General features: G+C 42.1%; 15 protein-coding genes and 1 pseudogene. 2 read left to right on the top strand and 14 right to left on the bottom strand.

Translation table 11 applies throughout. The annotated features are described in order from the left end of the window. Positions 1-79: 79 nt before the first annotated feature. Positions 80-268: a hypothetical protein gene (locus ACSBQP_RS00165; RefSeq protein ID WP_003216497.1), complete on the top strand. Its 189-nt coding sequence runs from the start codon at positions 80-82 to the stop codon at positions 266-268. Positions 269-350: 82 nt separating this feature from the next. Here ACSBQP_RS00165 and ysxE read toward each other — a convergent pair whose 3' ends face one another. The 8 genes and pseudogenes from ysxE to hemA form a co-directional block, all read right to left on the bottom strand. Then, entirely contained in the window at positions 351-1,382 is a 1,032-nt protein-coding gene (ysxE, locus tag ACSBQP_RS00160) for a spore coat protein YsxE (RefSeq protein ID WP_008342818.1), read from the bottom strand. A gap of 802 nt (positions 1,383-2,184) precedes the next feature. Then, positions 2,185-2,664: pseudogene (locus ACSBQP_RS00155) on the bottom strand (LysM peptidoglycan-binding domain-containing protein); the annotation flags it as partial. 331 nt (positions 2,665-2,995) lie between these two features. After that, positions 2,996-4,288 (bottom strand): glutamate-1-semialdehyde 2,1-aminomutase, encoded by a 1,293-nt coding sequence (hemL, locus tag ACSBQP_RS00150; protein WP_017358142.1) that lies wholly within the window; start codon positions 4,286-4,288, stop codon positions 2,996-2,998. Between the two features lie 27 nt (positions 4,289-4,315). Continuing rightward, on the bottom strand, positions 4,316-5,287 hold the full coding sequence (hemB, locus tag ACSBQP_RS00145) for a porphobilinogen synthase (RefSeq protein WP_007501555.1): 972 nt from the start codon (positions 5,285-5,287) through the stop codon (positions 4,316-4,318). Further along, a complete protein-coding gene (locus ACSBQP_RS00140) occupies positions 5,284-6,075 on the bottom strand; it encodes a uroporphyrinogen-III synthase (RefSeq protein WP_008342826.1) in 792 nt (263 codons plus the stop codon). Before ACSBQP_RS00140 ends, hemB begins: the two co-directional genes overlap by 4 nt. Further along, positions 6,072-7,007: a hydroxymethylbilane synthase gene (hemC, locus tag ACSBQP_RS00135; protein WP_008342828.1), complete on the bottom strand. Its 936-nt coding sequence runs from the start codon at positions 7,005-7,007 to the stop codon at positions 6,072-6,074. The genes ACSBQP_RS00140 and hemC overlap by 4 nt, the downstream gene beginning before the upstream one ends. A 37-nt stretch (positions 7,008-7,044) precedes the next feature. Further along, entirely contained in the window at positions 7,045-7,875 is an 831-nt protein-coding gene (locus ACSBQP_RS00130; protein ID WP_435028081.1) for a cytochrome c biogenesis protein, read from the bottom strand. 7 nt (positions 7,876-7,882) lie between these two features. After that, complete coding sequence (hemA, locus tag ACSBQP_RS00125; RefSeq protein ID WP_048003357.1) at positions 7,883-9,250, bottom strand: glutamyl-tRNA reductase; 1,368 nt, start codon at positions 9,248-9,250, stop codon at positions 7,883-7,885. A 240-nt stretch (positions 9,251-9,490) separates the two neighbouring features. On the opposite strand from hemA, the gene ACSBQP_RS00120 reads away from it, so the two are divergent. Beyond that, positions 9,491-9,976, top strand: coding sequence for a hypothetical protein (locus ACSBQP_RS00120; RefSeq protein WP_017358144.1), 486 nt, complete (start codon positions 9,491-9,493; stop codon positions 9,974-9,976). Between the two features lie 43 nt (positions 9,977-10,019). Here ACSBQP_RS00120 and yihA read toward each other — a convergent pair whose 3' ends face one another. From yihA to ddcA, 6 genes are all read right to left on the bottom strand, one after another. Beyond that, a complete protein-coding gene (yihA, locus tag ACSBQP_RS00115) occupies positions 10,020-10,607 on the bottom strand; it encodes a ribosome biogenesis GTP-binding protein YihA/YsxC (RefSeq protein WP_007501562.1) in 588 nt (195 codons plus the stop codon). Next, the gene (gene lon / locus ACSBQP_RS00110) at positions 10,604-12,928 is read right to left on the bottom strand and encodes an endopeptidase La (RefSeq protein WP_007501564.1); all 2,325 of its coding nucleotides are present in this window, start codon (positions 12,926-12,928) and stop codon (positions 10,604-10,606) included. Before lon ends, yihA begins: the two co-directional genes overlap by 4 nt. 171 nt (positions 12,929-13,099) lie before the next feature. Next, positions 13,100-14,761 carry an ATP-dependent protease LonB gene (gene lonB / locus ACSBQP_RS00105; protein WP_007501566.1) on the bottom strand — a complete coding sequence of 554 codons (1,662 nt, stop codon included), beginning with the start codon at positions 14,759-14,761 and terminating at the stop codon, positions 13,100-13,102. 138 nt (positions 14,762-14,899) lie between these two features. After that, positions 14,900-16,165: an ATP-dependent protease ATP-binding subunit ClpX gene (clpX, locus tag ACSBQP_RS00100; protein ID WP_017358145.1), complete on the bottom strand. Its 1,266-nt coding sequence runs from the start codon at positions 16,163-16,165 to the stop codon at positions 14,900-14,902. 251 nt (positions 16,166-16,416) lie between these two features. Continuing rightward, positions 16,417-17,691, bottom strand: a complete 1,275-nt coding sequence (tig, locus tag ACSBQP_RS00095) for a trigger factor (protein ID WP_035701776.1) — start codon at positions 17,689-17,691, stop codon at positions 16,417-16,419. A gap of 240 nt (positions 17,692-17,931) precedes the next feature. Next, the gene (gene ddcA, locus ACSBQP_RS00090) at positions 17,932-18,939 is read right to left on the bottom strand and encodes a DNA damage checkpoint antagonist DdcA (RefSeq protein ID WP_007501571.1); all 1,008 of its coding nucleotides are present in this window, start codon (positions 18,937-18,939) and stop codon (positions 17,932-17,934) included. Positions 18,940-18,969: the final 30 nt, after the last annotated feature.

Raw genomic sequence — 18,969 nt, 5'->3', positions numbered from 1 at the left:
CTTTATACAAATTGGGCAGGCACCCTTTGCCTCTTTGCCCATATGATAATAACAAAATAAAGAAGGAGGGCGTTTTATTTTGAAAAAGATCAATCCTTACACACTCCCCCCATGGCTTAGACAAATTCGGGCAGTTGCCTCCCAAGTCGTTCTCCCGATTGCCATATTTCAAGGCTTTCGTACGATCATTTTTCCCACAACATTTGACGTCCTCATCTTAGGAATTCTCATATTTCTCGCCTGTGCCTTTCATCTTGATTGGTTTTAAGAGAGCTGAATGTTGCAGGCTCACTCTTATGTATAGGTCATCCCTCGTTAGACATTTCATAGCGCAACAGCAAACAACCTCGTCACTCTTCTGATGACGAGGCATTTTGTTCTTCTTCAAGGCGTCTAGCCTGCTCAATTTCGTGTATTTTCATGACGGTCGGCTCAGAATTTTTCATTTGCCAATACGCCCTTAACAGCTCCTGACAACTTTCCATCTCATCCTGTCCGCCTGCTTCATAGGCTTTCACCGTATCAAACAAACCCTGCGGATAAGCGAGGTAGCTCAAGAACAAATGAATCTCTTCCTCACGAAGTTTATTTCCCTTTTGATACGTATAAAACAAAGATGTGCATTCAGGACAAGGAGTAGGGTAGGTTTTGAATGTGCGATAGTAAAAGGTCAAAAGGTCATAAATGGGGGCAGCCTTTTTAGACCGCTCAAAATTGGTGAAATGTCCTGTACCTACATCATTGTACAAAAAGTGATGGATTGACAGTTGCCCATGGTTTAACACAATACGTGTCGTCTCTTGGTCTTTCATTTCCTCATGCCAATCCTCTAAACGTTCAAGTGCAAATTCACTTGCAGACATCGCTTCTGAAAAATACATAGCAGCAGCCAGCTCAAATGGCGACATATACCATGTTTGTTCTGCCCGCTCGATAAATCGTTCATACATGTCTTTCTCTGTTTCCCATTTGCTTTTCATTTGAGTGTAGTGAGCCTCTATTTCCTGCTCAGTAATGTCCATCATAACTTCTGTTCGTTTATGAAGTCTTGCAATCTCTTGAAATAAATATTCATGTTTATCGTCCTGCTCTTCTCTCTTTTCATTCGTCAGCCATGGCATGAGATAATACGTGTACTGGCTTTCTCGATGATTAGAGAAAAAGGAACCGCTCTTCGTGCGATAAATCGGCACAAAGGAGCGATAGCCTTTTGATTCTAGTTCAAGCATTTGCTCTGTAAACTGCATGTGTCGATGGGGTTTTACTCGCTTTAGTGCAAATACGCCCTGCTTTGTATACACTCTAACGACTGCTGGACTGACAGGTTCGATATATTCAGCCTCAAGCCCATATTCGTATAGGACAGATTGGATTTCATCCACGTTCTCTCACCACATTTTCTCGGTCCATCATCTCATACTATGCATTGCTTTTTTGATATTCAGGAATATAAAGAATCTGCCCTTCTTCAAGCTCTGCATCCACCGACAATGAATTCGTTCGAAGGAGCTGCTGCACATTCAACTGATATCGCTCACAAATACGATCGACCGTATCTTCTTGCTGAACTATACATATTTTCATGCGAGAAAAATCTTCCTCCTCCTGCTTAGCGAACAGCTTCGTTAAATAAAGAGAATTCTCACTGCCAGACGCTTCTCTCTGGTCATGTTCAAACTCCTCAGCTTCTTGAGCTGATTCATACACCTTTGGTGCTTCACGTTCATATAATCGTTCGAACTGATAGCTGTCATCCCGCTCTTCCTGCGTCTGTTCCATCTGATAAGCAGGTGATTCAAAGGCTGGATAAGCTGGCGGCTCTTCTTCTTCCTTGCTCTCTACTTCAGGGTCTTTCCTCACTTCCACCTCAAAGAACGTATCATCCCGCTCCTCTTCTTCTAACAGCTTAGGCGGGTCAAAGAATGGCGGCTCTTGTACTTGAGCTTCTGGGAAGGAACGATACCCAAGCGCCACGGCTTCTTCTTCCTCATATTCCTCCTCTTCTTCTGCTTCTTCCACCATCACCGTCTCGATGTCTATTTCATCCTCTTCTTGTTCAGTTCGCGCTTCATGTTGCATAACGGCCTGCTGTTCTGCATTTTCTTCATGCTCTTCACGTGGCAGCATTTCTTGCTCTTCATACTCAGACTGCGCCTGATATTCATAAGTGACATCGCCATATTCCTCTTCAGCACGATGGACAAATTCATATGGCTCTTCTACAAGCGGTTCAGGCGTTCCTTCATCTAACAGACCTTCAATGGCCAAATCAGCCTGAATCGTGAGCAAACGGCTTTCTGTCAGCTGGTAATCAAATGCATCAATAAACACAAATACATCATTTAAATGACTAATTTTGTTCTTGGGGATCGTGATATCCACCGGAAATTGATGCAGCAGCTCAGCCGTTCCGTCCTCTCTTACCTTCACCTCATCAGCCTGCCTGTATGATGCATAGGAACTGGATTCACCCATTAGCTCCTCTTGATTTATGTTGTATTCTCCTGTTAGCTCGAGTGAACCTCTAATGGAAACATAATCATTCACTTCTTGAACGAGAATGTCAGGATCGAGAGAAATTGACAGCAACTCACTGACTTCCTGTCCGTTTTTGAAATAAATGGACTCTTCTACCGAAAACTGTAATCGATTGTTTTGAGACAAGTCGGTGTCCTCCTTTCATCTAATCCTTCAAAATAAAATTAGATGTCAATACAGGTGTATGAAAGAGGCGGTGAAAATATGATTGGTTTTATGCAAAGCAAAAAGCCGATATGTCTCCATATCGGCTCAGCGTGTAGACAAACCCTCGCATTCGGTGTCAGTCCTGCGCGCTGGTGCTCACGAATGTCAAATTCGCTCCGCTCCAGTACTCGTCCTTCCTAGACTGCAAAGGTTTTCTTTCACGCTGAAAAAAAGACAAAGGGCTAAAATAAAGTTCATTTTAACCCTTTGTCAACGATCTAAGCCGATATGTCTCCATATCGGCTTTTGGTTACTGAGCTAATTTTTGAAATACCTTTTCAACTGTCTCAATCGTATACTCGATGTCTTCATCCGTATGAGCAGTTGATAGGAACAGCCCTTCGAATTGTGAAGGTGGAAGGAAGATGCCGTGATCAGCCATTTCCTTGTAGAATTCAGCGAATAAAGCGAGGTCAGCTGTTTTCGCTGTATCGTAATTGACGACTTGTTCGTTTGTAAAGAAGAATCCAATCATGGAACCTGCACGGTTAAATGTTAATGGAATCCCATGTGCTATCGCCGCTTTTGAAATGCCTTCTTCCAAACGATCTCCTTTGCGTCTAAACTCTTCATAAGACTCAGGTGTCAGCTGTTTTAATGTTTCAAGACCTGCTGTCATCGCAAGCGGGTTACCGGATAACGTTCCTGCTTGATAAATCGGGCCGCTTGGCGCAATTTGTCTCATAATGTCCGCTCTACCGCCATAGGCACCAACTGGCAGACCGCCTCCGATGACTTTACCAAGACATGTCAGATCAGGCGTAATGCCAAAATAGCCTTGTGCACAATGATAATCCACACGGAAGCCTGTCATGACCTCATCAAAAATGAGTAAAGAGCCATATTGCTCAGTGATGTCTCTCAATCCTTGCAAGAAACCTTCCTGCGGAGGGACAACACCCATATTTCCTGCAACTGGTTCTACAATGACACCTGCAATGTCGTCTCCAAATTCTTCAAAAGCGACTTTGATGCTTTCTAAATCATTGTATGGAACGGTGATCGTATTGCTTGCTGTACCTTCAGGGACACCAGGGCTATCCGGAAGTCCAAGCGTTGCCACACCCGAACCAGCTTTAATAAGCAAAGAATCACCGTGGCCATGATAACAGCCTTCAAATTTCACAATTTTGTTTCTGCCTGTAAAACCACGTGCTAGACGAAGCGCACTCATCGTCGCCTCTGTTCCAGAGCTGACCATACGAATGACCTCAATAGAAGGAACTCGTTCTGATACAAGCTTAGCTAATTCATTTTCAACTAAAGTAGAAGCACCGAAGCTTGTACCATGTTCAGCTACTCGCTGAATACTTTCAACCACACGGTCATTTGTATGCCCTAAAATAAGCGGTCCCCATGATAAGACGTAATCAATATATTCATTTCCGTCAATATCGTATATTTTTGCGCCTTTGCCTCGTTCCATAAAAATCGGGTCTGTATTGACTGATTTAAATGCGCGTACAGGGCTGTTCACACCACCCGGCATTAACTGCTGCGCTTCTTTAAATGCTTGCTTTGACTTTTCATAGCTACGTCCCATTTCAACGTCCTCCTGTCTATCCGTTCTTTATTCTGAGAGCCATTTTGCTGCATCTTTTGCATGATACGTAATGATTAATTCTGCGCCTGCACGTTTCATGCTAGTCAGCATTTCAAGAACAAGCTCTTTTTCAGAAATCCACCCATTTTGAGCTGCTGCTTTGACCATTGCATACTCTCCGCTCACATTGTAAGCAACAACAGGAAGTGTAAATTCATTTTTCACATCACGCATGATATCTAAGTATGAAAGTGACGGCTTCACAATCAGGAAGTCAGCGCCTTCTTCTACATCAGACTGCGCTTCTCTCAGTGCTTCTAAGCGGTTTGCAGGGTCCATTTGATACGTTTTACGATCTCCAAACTGCGGTGTGCTATGCGCCGCATCACGAAACGGACCGTAAAAAGCACTTGCATATTTCACAGCATATGACATGACAGGCACATGAACAAAGCCGGCCTCATCAAGCGCCTCACGAATTGCGATAACAAAGCCATCCATCATGTTTGATGGAGCAATGATATCTGCACCTGCACGAGCCTGACTGACAGCGGTTTTCGCTAAGAGCTGAAGAGATTCATCATTTAAAATTTCTCCATCTTCAACGATTCCACAATGTCCGTGATCTGTATATTGGCATAAGCAAGTATCAGCAATGACCACAAGCTCAGGGAAATGCTTTTTGATTTCAAGCGTTGCTCTTTGAACAATCCCATGATCGTGATAAGCTTCACTGCCTACATGGTCTTTATGGTCTGGTACCCCAAAAACAATGATAGATTTAATCCCAAGGTCAACAAGCTCTTGGACTTCTTCTTTCACAAGATCAACTGAAATGTGATAGACACCCGGCATTGAAGGGACTTCTTTCCGGACATTCTCTCCCTCTACAAAAAAGATGGGATAAATGAAATCAGAGGGTCTTAAAAATGTTTCTCTTACCAATTCTCTCATTCCTGCGCTTGTACGCAATCTGCGGTGTCTGTTAAATTTCATCATTGGTTCAACTTCCTTTCAGATAAACGGCACATCAAATCAAGCATCCCGTCTATCGTATAAGTATCTGGGGTTTCAGAAGAAATCCCGTATTGAAGCAGCGCCTCTTGTGTAAGAGGACCGATGCTCACAAAACATGTGTCTGATGCAGCTAATCTATCGATATCAGCCTCCATGGCGTGCATAAAAGAATGAACAGTGGAGGAGCTAGTAAATGTAATAAAATCAAATGATTGCTCCATCATTGCCGACTTGAGTGCGATAATTCCGTCCTCATCCTTCACTGTTTCATATATAATCCACTCTTTTACGTCAATGCCAAGCGGAACGAGGGTATTCTTCACCACATCTCGTGACAGATGGCCTTTTGCTACAAAGACACATTCTTCTGGGTGTACATGTTCAATTAAAGCATCTGCCAGTTCTTCTGCTATAAATCGCTCTGGAACCACATCCACTTTTAGGCCGTGCTGCATCAGATAGGCAGATGTTTTTTCACCTACGGCCGCCACTTTCAAGTGGGATAAGCTTTGATGTAATTGATGCTTCTCTATATAACTAAGAAAAAAAGACGCACCATTTACACTCGTAAACACAAGCCAATGGCTTGCTTCTAAGTCTTCTAAAAATGCCTTCGCTTTTTCTTTTGTCAGCGTTGGCTCAAACCTGATAAGAGAGGTTAAAACAGCATGGCCGTTCAGCGCTTCAATTTTCTGCTGAAACGCACCCGCTTGACGTTCATTTCGAGTGACAAGCACCGTCTGTCCGTAAAGCGATTTGGCTATCGTCATTGGGAAGACAGATCCTTTTTCACCTTGTCGATCAAATCCTTTGCTCCCTTATCAGCCATGTGCTTCGCACATGCTGTTCCGATTGCCTCAGGGTCAGTACCTGTTACGGTTTCTCGAATAATCGTATGCCCATCCGCAGATGCCACAAGACCTGTCAATTCAATTTCATCACGCTCATTCATCGTTGCGTAACCAGCGATCGGCACTTGACAGCTTCCATCCATTTGCTTAAGGAAGGCTCTTTCAGCAAGGACCGTTTTCTTTGTATACTCATTTGTGAATTGAGCTAACAGCTGCAAGAGCTCTTCGTCATCTCCGCGGCATTCTATCGACAATGCGCCCTGCCCCACAGCAGGAAGGCAAGTATCAGGAGATAAAAATTCCGACACGACTTCTTGACTCCAACCCATTCTAGACAATCCGGCAGCCGCTAGAATAATCGCATCATATTCTTCATTTTTCAGTTTTTCGAGTCTCGTATCAATGTTTCCACGGATCCATTTAATCTCAAGATCTGGTCTCTCCTGAAGAAGCTGAGCACTGCGCCGTAAGCTGCTCGTTCCCACAATCGCTCCCTTTGGTAGTTCATGAAGACGGAGATGATCCTTTGAAATCAATGCATCCCGCACATCTTCACGCTCAGGAATACAGCCGATGACTAAACCTTCTGGAAGAGAAGCCGGCATATCTTTCATGCTGTGTACTGCCATATCGATGTCATGGTTCAGCATTGCCTGTTCAATTTCTTTAACAAACAGACCTTTTCCGCCAACCTTTGATAAGGTCACATCTAAAATTTGATCACCCTTTGTCACAATCTCTTTAATTTCAAAAGAATAAGAAGGGTTTAGTTCAGACAACTTTTGAATGACCCATTTTGTTTGTGTAATCGCAAGTTTGCTTCGTCTAGAACCTACTTTAATTGTACGCATTACGTCTTCCTCCCGACAATGCCCTTAAGACTCATCATTATTGAAACCAATGAAAGGTTGATAAGCTACCAAGCAGAAAATAATTGATCATCAGCACAAGAAATGAAGCGACATTCCAACGCGCCACGATTTTGCCCTGCATATTTCTCACCAGTCTAATGTATAAGTAAAAGCCGTATAAAAACAGCATAATAAACGAACCGAGCACCTTTGCATCTGTCCAGTACAACGTATCATACGAAATATATGCCCATATAATGCCAAGAATTAAACTAAGCAAGAGCATCGGTACGCCAATAATATTTAAGACATACGCCATGTGATCAAGCTTTGATAAGTCTTCAATTCTCAAAAGCCATTTTCCCCACTTTTTCTTTTTCAGCAAACGATATTGAAATAGATAGAGGAGTGAAAAAGCAAATGAAAGTGAAAAAGCGCCGTATGATAAAATGGCCATCGTAATATGAATGACGAGCAGCTCACTCGTCAGCTTTCCCGTCAGTTCGGCAGAATGAAGATCGGATGGTGTAAAGGTGTGAATCGCCATCATGGAAAAACCAATCACATTTGTAAAAAACACAATAAATTCAACACGTAATATTTTTGTCAAAACAAGTGACAATGTCACAAGCACCCACGTATAAAAATATAACCCCTCTGCTACATTCAACACAGGGAATCGGTCTGTTTCCATCATAATATAAAACATGTAGACTGTTTGCAGCAGCCAGACAATAGAAAGCAACCAGAAAGCCATTTTTCCAGCCTTCCGGTTGTGTTGAAGAAAATCTATGAAATAGAACAAGACACTGAGTGCATAGATCAAGATCGTCGCTTCGCCTAGTCTCGCTACAATGGATTCCATCATCGCCTAATCACTCACTGGCAACTGTAGCAAGGCCTTGTGCCATATTTGATTTGAACAGTTGAAATGCCCCTTGCTCCACCTGCATCGGCTCTGCCTTTTGCTCTTCATCTTCAACCTGTAAATCAAAGATTTCTTTAAAGAGTAAAAGCTTTTCCTCTGCATTCGGCTCCCCGGCAATTTCTTTGGCCTTTAAGATAGGATCTTTCAGCATTTGATTGATGATGCTTTTCGTATGTTTATTTAACAGCTTCATTTCACGATTTGTGAGGTTTGGAAGCTTTCGTTCGATGCTTTGCATCGTATCCGCTTGAATCGAGAGTGCTTTTTCTCTTAAAGCAGAAATCACAGGAACCACTCCGAGCGTATTAAGCCATTGTTTAAATTCCACAATTTCAGCTTCGATGAGAAGCTCCACCTCTTCAGCTACTGCACGGCGCTCTTTCAGGTTAGCTGCCACAATGCCCTCAAGGTCATCAATGTCATACAAAAAAGCACCTTCTACTTCAGAAATAGCTGGATCTAAATCACGCGGTACTGCAATATCCACCATGAATAGAGGTCTGCCTTTTCTATGTTTGTTCGCTTTTTCGACCATTTCTTTTGTAATCACAAATTGTTTAGCCCCAGTAGAGCTAATTAAAATATCCGCTTCAGATAATGTCTTTTCTAATTGATTCAAGCTCTTAGGCTCTCCTGAAAAACGGCCTGCCAGTTCTTTGGCCTTTTCGAACGTTCGATTGATGACTGTTACCTGACCAATCCCTTGACCTTGAAGGTTTTGAGCCGCCAGCTCGCCCATTTTACCCGCACCAAGAATAAGGACATGCTTATCAGAAAGACGTCCAAAGATTTTTTTGGCAAGTTCCACTGCCGCATAGCTGACAGATACAGCATTAGACGCAATATCTGTTTCCGCATGAGAGCGCTTCGCAACTGTTACCGCCTGCTTAAATAAATAATTGAAAACGGTACCAATGGTCTTCTCCTCTTGAGCAACTTTAAAGCTTGAGCGCACTTGACCGAGTATTTGTGTTTCACCAATGACCATAGAATCAAGTCCACAGGCAACCCGGAATAAATGCTCAACCGCTCCATCATTTTCATAAAACTTCAAATATGGAGAGACATCTTCTTTTTCTAAACCGAACCAATCTGCTAAAAATCTTTTTATATAAAACCGACCAGTATGAAGCTGATCTACAACTGCGTAGATCTCTGTTCGATTACATGTTGAGATGACGATATTCTCTAGAATGCTTTTTTCTTCTTTAAGCTTGGACATCGCTGTTCCGAGCTCGCTCGGTTCAAAGCTCAGCTGTTCCCGTATCTCAACAGGGGCTGTTTTATAATCTAAACCCACAACAAGAATATGCATAACTTCAGCTTGCACCCCCAACGCCCTGTCTAATTTATAATAATTACAATATAGAATTTATTATTTATAATGATTATAACATATATTCATTTTTAACTGGATAAAAATTGTGAACAGATTTCAAAAATGTTGTGATATAGTAGAAAAATGTTCGACATCGAATGCCATATCATCACTTCAAGCAATTTACCAGATTTGGCGCGTGCGGACAAATGATCTGCTTATAAGAAGGTGACATCTTTGAAGAAGAAATCTATTTTGCTGCCGCTCACTTTGCTGGCTGTAGCGCTATATGCCATTCTCTCAGGAGATCAATTTGACATTTGGAAAGATCAGGAGAAATGGTATACACTTGTACTGCTTTTTGGCCTTGCTTTCTTATATCAAGGAAAGAAGGAACAGGAAACCTCTCATGTGTTTATCGGTATGCTCATGACAGGCCTTGCGCTACACTTTATCCTTCAGCCGAAATTAGAACACTGGCCAGATACATTTACGATGATTGTGTTCATCATCGGCCTCGCACTTTTGATGAAATCATCACAGAAAAAGGAATATCGAATAGAAAGTGTTGTTCTCATTGCACTCGGTCTATTCCTTTATTTCTTTCAACAAATTACGAAGCAACTTAGCACACTTTCCATCCCTACTTCCGGTTTTGAATTGTACTGGCCATATGTATTGATTGCTGTCAGTCTCCTCTTATTATTTTTAAAAAGGAAATAACTTATACAATAAAAAGGCATCTGCACATAGCAGATGCCTTTTTTCAGCTGTTAATCTTCGCAAGGATCGCATTCCAGGCTTCATCTTTTCCCTTTTTTGTTTCAGAAGAGAAAAGGATTAATTCATCTGATGGATCGATGTCGAGTGTCTGTTTGACGACTTTCGCATGCTTTTCCCATTTGCCTTTTGGAATTTTATCGGCCTTTGTCGCAATAATGATCACAGGAACTCCATAGTATTTAAGGAATTCATACATGTTCACATCATCTGCGGATGGTTTATGACGCAGATCCACAATTTGGACGACTGCTTTTAACTCTTCACGCATTGTAATATACGTTTCGATCATTCTCCCCCATGCTTCGCGCTCTGTTTTTGATACTTTCGCAAAGCCATAACCGGGGACGTCCACAAAATGGAGCATATCATTAATAATATAAAAATTAAGCGTCTGGGTCTTTCCTGGTTTAGAAGACGTACGCGCTAAATTTTTCCGATTAATCAATGAGTTAATGAACGAGGACTTTCCAACATTTGATCGTCCAGCAAGTGCGATCTCAGGCAGTCCCCCGCTCGGGTACTGCTCTGGTTTCACCGCACTAATGACGATATCTGATTTTGTTACTTTCATCTTCCCTCTCCTACTAACGCTTTCTCAAGCACCTCATCTAAATGTGAAACCGGAATAAAAGTTAATCCTTCTCTCACACTTTCAGGAATATCATCAATATCCTTCTCATTGTCCTTTGGAAGAATAATCGTTTTCAGTCCTGCACGATGTGCGCCTAATGCTTTTTCTTTTAATCCGCCAATCGGAAGCACTCTTCCTCTTAACGTAATTTCTCCTGTCATGCCAACCTCTTTTGAAACAGGACGTCCTGTGAGTGCTGATACAAGAGCCGTCGCAATGGTAATACCAGCTGATGGCCCGTCCTTTGGAACCGCACCCTCTGGAACATGGATATGAATATCGTGCTTTTCATTAAATTGAGGATCAATGTTCAGTTCATCTGCTTTTGAACGGATATAACTGAATGCCGCCTGCGCAGATTCTCTCATGACATCACCGAGCTTACCTGTTAGCAAAAGCTTGCCTTTACCAGGCGAGAGTGAGACCTCGATGGACAAGGTGTCTCCGCCAACTGTGGTATATGCAAGGCCTGTGACAACGCCGACCTGATCGGTCGTTTCCGCCTGACCATAACGGTAAAGTCTTTTTCCGAGGAATTCAGATAAGTTCTTTTCCGTCACTGTGATGCGTTTGCGGTCTTCAGCCACAATTGCTCTTGCCGCTTTTCGGCAAATCGCCGCTAGCTGACGCTCTAACCCGCGGACTCCTGCTTCTCTCGTGTAATAGCGAATCATATCGTAAATCGCTGCTTCACGAAGCTGCAAGTTCCCTTTCTTTAATCCGTGCTCCTTTAGCTGCTTCGGCAGAAGGTGATCTTTCACAATTTCTGCTTTTTCAACTTCCGTATACCCTGCAATCGTGATAATCTCCATTCTATCACGAAGTGGACCCGGAATGGTTGCTAAATTGTTGGCAGTTGCGATAAATAAGACTTGAGACAAATCAAATGTCTCTTCAATATAATGATCGCTAAAATTATGATTTTGCTCTGGATCTAACACTTCAAGCATCGCAGAAGACGGATCTCCCCTAAAGTCAGAAGACATTTTATCAATTTCATCTAAAAGAAAGACCGGATTCATTGTGCCCGCCTTGCTCATCCCGCGAATGATACGGCCCGGCATCGCACCTACATAGGTTCTTCGATGACCACGGATCTCAGATTCATCACGTACACCGCCAAGAGAGATACGGATAAACTTTCGATCAAGTGATTTAGCAATGGATTTTGCAAGTGACGTCTTCCCTACCCCAGGAGGTCCTGCCAAGCAAAGAATCGGTCCCTTTAATGAATTTGTTAGTTTTTGAACAGCAAGATATTCGAGTACCCGCTCTTTTACTTTTTCAAGCCCGTGGTGCTCGTCATCTAAAATTTCGCTTGCAAGCTTTAAATCTAGACGATCTTCTGTATAAGTGCCCCACGGCAGATTGATCAGCCAATCAATATAATTGCGAATGACAGAACTCTCAGCAGAGCTTGAAGGGATTTTTTCATAACGGTTCAGTTCTTTTAAAGCCGTTTCACGAACGGAATCTGGCATGCCGGACTCTTCAATTTTAGCCATAAGCGTACTGACTTCGCCTGTTTTCCCCTCTTTGTCTCCAAGCTCTTTTTGAATAGCTTTCATTTGTTCGCGCAAATAATATTCTTTTTGCGTTCGCTCCATTGAACGTTTGACACGCTGGCCAATTTTCTTTTCAATCTCTAGCACTTCTTTTTCATTGTGAATGAGACTGATGACCCGATTCAACCGTTTTTTGACATCGACTGTTTCCAGCACTTCTTGCTTGTCTTTTAATTTCAAAGGAAGGTGGGAAGCGACGATATCCGCCATTCTTCCAGGTTCTTCAATATCCGTCACCGTTGCATATGTTTCAGCTGAGATTTTTTTTGAAATTTTTATGTACTGATCAAAGTGATCTAACAAAGTGCGCATGAGTGCTTCTGCTTCTGCGTCCTTTAATTCTTCTTCTGTCAACTCTTTAATATCGACTGACGTATAGTCTTCTAGCTCCATGTAGGATTCGATCTGCGCTCGATTTAAGCCTTCGACGAGCACACGGATCGTTCCATTTGGCAGCTTCAGCATTTGTTTAATTTTTGTGTAGGTGCCGACTTTGAAAATTTCCTCTTCACCTGGTTCATCTATTGAAATTTCCCGCTGTGTTGCTAGAAAAATCATATGATCGTTCATCATGGCCTGTTCTAATGCTTGAACAGACTTTTCGCGCCCAACGTCCAAATGCAAGACCATTGTTGGATAAACAAGCAAGCCTCGCAGTGGAAGGAGCGGAACATTCTTTTTGATTTCATCTGCCATGTTGATAGACACCTCCGTCACTAGTATGAATCATTATAATATACCTGTTTCAGTCTTGTACAATGTAAAAGACTTGAGAAATGATGATCTTACCGTAGTATACCCTTTCTTTTTATCTTGAAAAAGAAAAAAAGATCTATTTCACTAAAAAATCCCCATATGAGATGGGGATTAAACAGATTTCCTTTTCATTTCTTCTTCTAGTCCATCTTTCTTCTCATCTGGCGGATTGACCAAACACTGATCCAGCACTTCTTGGAAATGCTTCACAGGCACAATCGTAACCCCTTCAATCTCTTTTAAGATCGACTGCTGATTGTCATAAGGGATGATCACTGTTTTGACACCCGCTTGTTTGGCTGCCTTGATTTTTGGTATGACACCGCCAATCGGCTTCACCTGACCTTGTAATCCAATCTCACCGGTCATCGCCGTTAAATGATCAATCGGAATTTGATGAATGGCTGAGAAAATGGCTGTGGCCATCGCAATTCCAGCAGACGGCCCATCAATCGGGGCACCAGCCGGAAAATTAATGTGGATATCATATTCATTTGTTCGTATGCCTAAGTTTCGAAGCACGGTTAAGACATTTTCAACTGAGCCCTTCGCCATACTTTTCCGTCTGATTGATTTCGACTGATTGCCGATGCTTTCTTCTTCCGCAATACCAGTAATATTGATACTGCCTTTTTCAAGCGCTTTACAAATGTTCACTTCAATTTCAAGCAGAGCCCCGCTATTCGGTCCATACACGGCAAGACCATTTACTACTCCTACCTTTGGCTTTTCCGGTACTTTTTGTTCATATCTTGGTGTCAGCTGGCTTGAATGAATGACCCATTCTACATCGGCGATCGTAATATCTTTTCGGTTTTCAGTGACAGCCATACCTGCGGCGATCTGTACCATGTTGACCGCTTCACGTCCATTTTTCACATAAGATGTTAACAGGTTCAGTCCTTCGTCACTTAATTCCTTCTGTATTTTCTCGACTGCTTTAGCTGCAACAATTTTCAGCTCATGCTGATCCAAATCCTTGAAGAAAATCTCCAAACATCTTGATCGAATAGCCGGCGGAATTTCGTCCGGTGTTCTTGTTGTAGCGCCAATCAGTCGAAAATCAGCGGGCAACCCATTTTGAAAAATATCATGGATGTGATTCGGTATTTGCGTATTTTCTTCACTGTAATAAGCACTGTCTAAAAACACTTTTCGATCTTCTAGCACTTTGAGCATTTTGTTCATTTGAATCGGATGCAGTTCTCCAATTTCATCGATAAAGAGAACGCCGCCATGAGCATGTGTGACCGCTCCTTGTTTCGGCTGCGGAATGCCGGCCTGTCCCATGGCCCCTGCTCCTTGATAAATGGGATCATGTACAGAACCAATCAAGGGGTCTGCGATGCCTCGTTCATCAAATCTTGCCGTTGTGGCATCAAGCTCAACAAATACTGCATCTTTTTTAAATGGTGAATCAGCGTGACGCTTCGCCTCTTCCATCACTAGACGGGCAGCAGCTGTTTTTCCAACACCAGGCGGCCCGTAGACGATGACATGTTGCGGGTTCGGTCCACACAGGGCAGCTTTAAGTGCACGTATACCGTCTTCCTGCCCTACAATATCTTGAAACCCCTTTGGCCGGACTCTCTCTGATAAAGGTTCACTCAGTTTAATGGATCGCATCTTTCTGAGTGCTTCCATTTCTTTTTTTGATTCTTTATCGATCGTCACCTTTTGTGTGCGCTGATTTTTCAGTAAGTTCCAAAAGTACAACCCGATGACGATACCAAAGAACAGTTGTATGAATAATACGATTCCTGTCCAGCTCAATCGGTGCTCCCTCCTTCATCTATCGTTATGTATTGGTTTCTGTCTGCTAGTATTTCCTAGAGCTGGACGGAATAAACACAACTTCCACGATAAATAAAAAACTCCTGAATCAAAAGATTCAGGAGTCATCAAACGGGCTTATGCTGATGTTTTTGTATCTTTATTCACGACTGTACCGTCTTTTAAGACAAGGCGAGGCGGCTCACCATCAGCAACCGTTTCACCAGTAATGACACATTTCTCAATATCATCACGAGATGGAAGATCAAACATCACATCAAGCATGATGCCTTCAATGATGGAGCGAAGACCACGAGCTCCTGTTTTACGCTCAATTGCTTTTTTCGCAATTTCGCTAAGAGCATCTTCTTCAAACTCAAGCTCAACATCATCAAGCTCAAGCATTTTTGTATATTGCTTAACGAGCGCATTTTTAGGCTTCGTCAAGATTTCTACAAGTGCTTTTTCATCTAACGGCTCTAGGCTTGCAATAACCGGAAGACGACCGATGAATTCTGGGATTAAACCGAAGCGAAGTAAGTCTTCTGGCAGAACTTTTGATAGAAGGACTTCTTTTTCAAGATCTTCAATTTTATTTTCCGCACCGAATCCAATGACTTTTTGACCTAGGCGGCGTTTGATGATTTGCTCAATGCCGTCAAAGGCTCCACCACAAATGAAGAGGATATTTGTTGTATCAATTTGAATGAATTCTTGATGAGGATGCTTACGTCCACCTTGAGGCGGTACACTAGCGACTGTTCCTTCAAGAATTTTCAAAAGGGCTTGCTGTACACCTTCCCCAGATACATCACGAGTGATAGAAGGGTTTTCTGATTTTCTTGCTACTTTATCGATCTCATCGATGTAGATAATGCCTTTTTCAGCTTTTTCTACATCATAATCTGCTGCTTGGATCAGCTTTAGTAAAATATTCTCTACGTCTTCCCCAACGTAACCTGCTTCTGTTAAAGACGTCGCATCTGCAATCGCAAATGGAACATTTAAAATACGTGCAAGCGTTTGAGCAAGTAATGTTTTACCGCTTCCTGTAGGTCCAATCATAGAAATGTTACTTTTCGAAAGCTCAACATCATCAATCTTACTGTTGGAATTAATCCGCTTGTAATGGTTATAAACCGCTACAGCTAAGGATTTCTTCGCATTCTCTTGTCCGATGACATATTCATCAAGAATTTCCCGGATTTCATGAGGTTTCGGAACATCCTTGAATTCAACTTCTTCCTCAGTACCGAGCTCTTCTTCAACTATTTCCGTGCAAAGCTCGATACATTCATCACATATATATACGCCAGGTCCTGCGACCAGTTTACGCACTTGATCTTGCGTTTTTCCGCAAAACGAGCATTTTAATTGACCTTTTTCCTCGTTGAATTTAAACATTCTTTCACCCCTTATTCTTCTTCACTTGCCTGTAGCTAACAGTCAGCTACCCTTCTGGGTCCAGTATGTATGCATTTTACCATACTTTCCTAAAAGACGGTAATGATGTGTTTGTAACACTGCACATTGAGATATGTATGACAGAAAGATGCGACTTACACTATCGTTTCCAAAAGAAGCGATGATAAGTCAAAAATTGTACAAAACAAGGCACGAGTCACTCGCGCCCTGTTTTATTATTATGCACCATATTAACGGTTTTCTACAAGAAAATCAATTGCTTTACGAACTTTTAAATCTTCTTTCATTGCTTCAGTAGAACCGATCGCTTGTTTGATATTTTCAACTGGCATGTTGTATGCTTCAGCCATTTTTGAAAGTTCTTCTTCCACTTCTTCATCAGACACTTGTAGGTCTTCTGCAGCAGCAATTGCTTCAAGAGTAAGATTAGATTTTACGCGTTTAGCAGCATCTTCTTTCATTTGCTCTTTTAGCGCCTCTTCATCTTGTCCAGAGAACTGGAAGTAAAGCTCAAGGTTCATCCCTTGCATTTGAAGACGTTGTTCGAATTCTTTCATCATGCGGTCTAGCTCAGTGTCAACCATCGCTTGAGGAACGTCAACTTCCGCATTTTCAGAAGCTTTTGCTACTAGCTCTTCACGAAGTTTGCCTTCTGCTTCGTTTTCTTTTGCTTCTTCAAGACGTTTCTTCGTTTTTTCAGTTAATTCAGCAATCGTTTCAACTTCTTCATCAACATCTTTAGCGAACTCATCGTCAAGTGCTGGAAGTTCTTTTGCTTTGATTTCATGAATTTTTACTTTGAATACAGCTGGTTTACCTGCAAGGTCTTCAGCATGATATTCTTCTGGGAATGTCACTTCAACGTCTTTTTCTGCACCTGCTTCAAGACCAACCAATTGCTCTTCGAAACCAGGGATGAATGAACCAGAACCTACTTCAAGAGAGTAGTTCTCAGCTTTTCCGCCTTCGAATGCTTCTCCATCAACGAATCCTTCGAAATCTAGAACAACTGTATCGCCGTTTTCGATTGCGCCTTCTTCTTTGACAACAAGCTCAGCTTGACGGTTTTGCATAGCTTTTAACTCTTCTTGGACATCTTCATCAGATACAGATGTGTCGTCTTTTTCTACGTTAAGACCTTTGTAGTCACCAAGTTTTACTTCTGGCTTCACTGTTACTTTTGCAGTGAAGATTAAGCTTTCGCCTTTTTCGATTTTCTCAACATCAATTTCAGGGCGGTCAACCGGCTCGATACCAGCTTCGTCGATTGCTTTCGGATATTCAACTGGAAGAAGAATATCTAGTGCATCTTGATAAAGAGATTCTACTCCAAAACGCTGCTCGAAAAGACCACGTGGTACTTTCCCTTTACGGAATCCAGGGATTGATACTTGCTTAACTACTTTCTTAAATGCATCATCAAGTGCTTTGTTAAATGTTTCAGCGTCAACTTCTACTGTTAAGACACCTTCGTTACCTTCTTGTTTTTCCCATTTTACTGACATGTGTGTTTCCCTCCAAAAATCTATTCAGATTGTGCGTTGTTACATTCTAAAGCATCATAAAGACTTCGTCCAATCAAAAACCACGCACTCCGCTAAAGAAGCGGTCTTATGTATACAACATTTGACTTGATTATACATAACGTCTTTCAACCGTTGGAATCTTACAACCGCACGATATATGCACAAATACAACCATTATATTATAACATAACAAGTCCGTCTTTCAACTAAATCGACAAATTACAAATAAGAAATTTCTTCAATATCTTTCAGCATTGTACAAGCTTCTCTCAGCTCTCGTTCGTTAAAATCATACAATAAATGCAATTCTTCGAGGTCAATCTCGATTCCATGCATTTCATAGCCGACTTTATGAAGTGCCGCAGCCCAAAGACTCGGATCCGTATATTTAGGAAGAAATGGATATAGCACAAATAAGTGACGGCGCCATAACTCTTCAACTCCTTGGTAAAGGGTTGGGTTCTCATTACCGAGTGTGTCATCGAGCTTTCGAAGGACTTGCTGAAGCAGTGGCATTTGCTCTGGCTTGACAGCCTCAGAAGGAACAAGCGTTAAAGAATCACCGAACTTCGTCACATGAACCGGCTTTGCCACATCATGATCTGACAGAAGTTGCAGGATCAATGATTTGACCAAAGGGTTTCCATCAGGCTTTTGTAGGATCGTATTTAATAGACCCATATGCGGCGTGATGTTTCGGTCTTTCAGCGAATGGATGAACTGCACCTGCTCTTCTGGCCGCTCGAGCATTTCATCTATATTGATTTCTCCGCTGCCTTCCTCGTCTTCGTCTAAAATCTCTTCTGGTGATTCAATCATCTTTCTGCTAAATTCAAGCAGCTTATAAAAATGCTCCGCACTTTCTGCTGGAAGGTGATTTTCTTCAAGGACAGCCTCAATTGTTTGTTTGACTTCCTCGTACTCTTTCAGCTGAATTAAGATGGTCATATATACTTGAAGCACAGTGAAATAGTGTCCATATCCTTCATGTAGCATCTTTTCACAGACTCGCTTTGCATCCTGCAGCTCACCAAGCTCTAGAAAACAAATCGCCATACCGAGATGAATATCGGATTCTTCATCGTCATCATACGATTTCGCTTCTGAAAATAAGTGAAGCGCCTCTTGATACTGTTTATCTTTTAATGCTGCCATTCCTTTTTCAATCAGTCTTTCTTTCAGACCAGGAAACAAAATGACATTATCTTTCTTCTTGTCATGTTTCATGCTTACGTTCCTTTCGGGCGCATATTTTTT

Source organism: Bacillus sp. G402, assembly GCF_051172515.1.
Classification (GTDB): domain Bacteria; phylum Bacillota; class Bacilli; order Bacillales; family Bacillaceae; genus Bacillus; species Bacillus altitudinis.
Note: the sequence above shows the minus strand (reverse complement) of the source record. Positions and strands in the feature narration are given on the sequence as shown.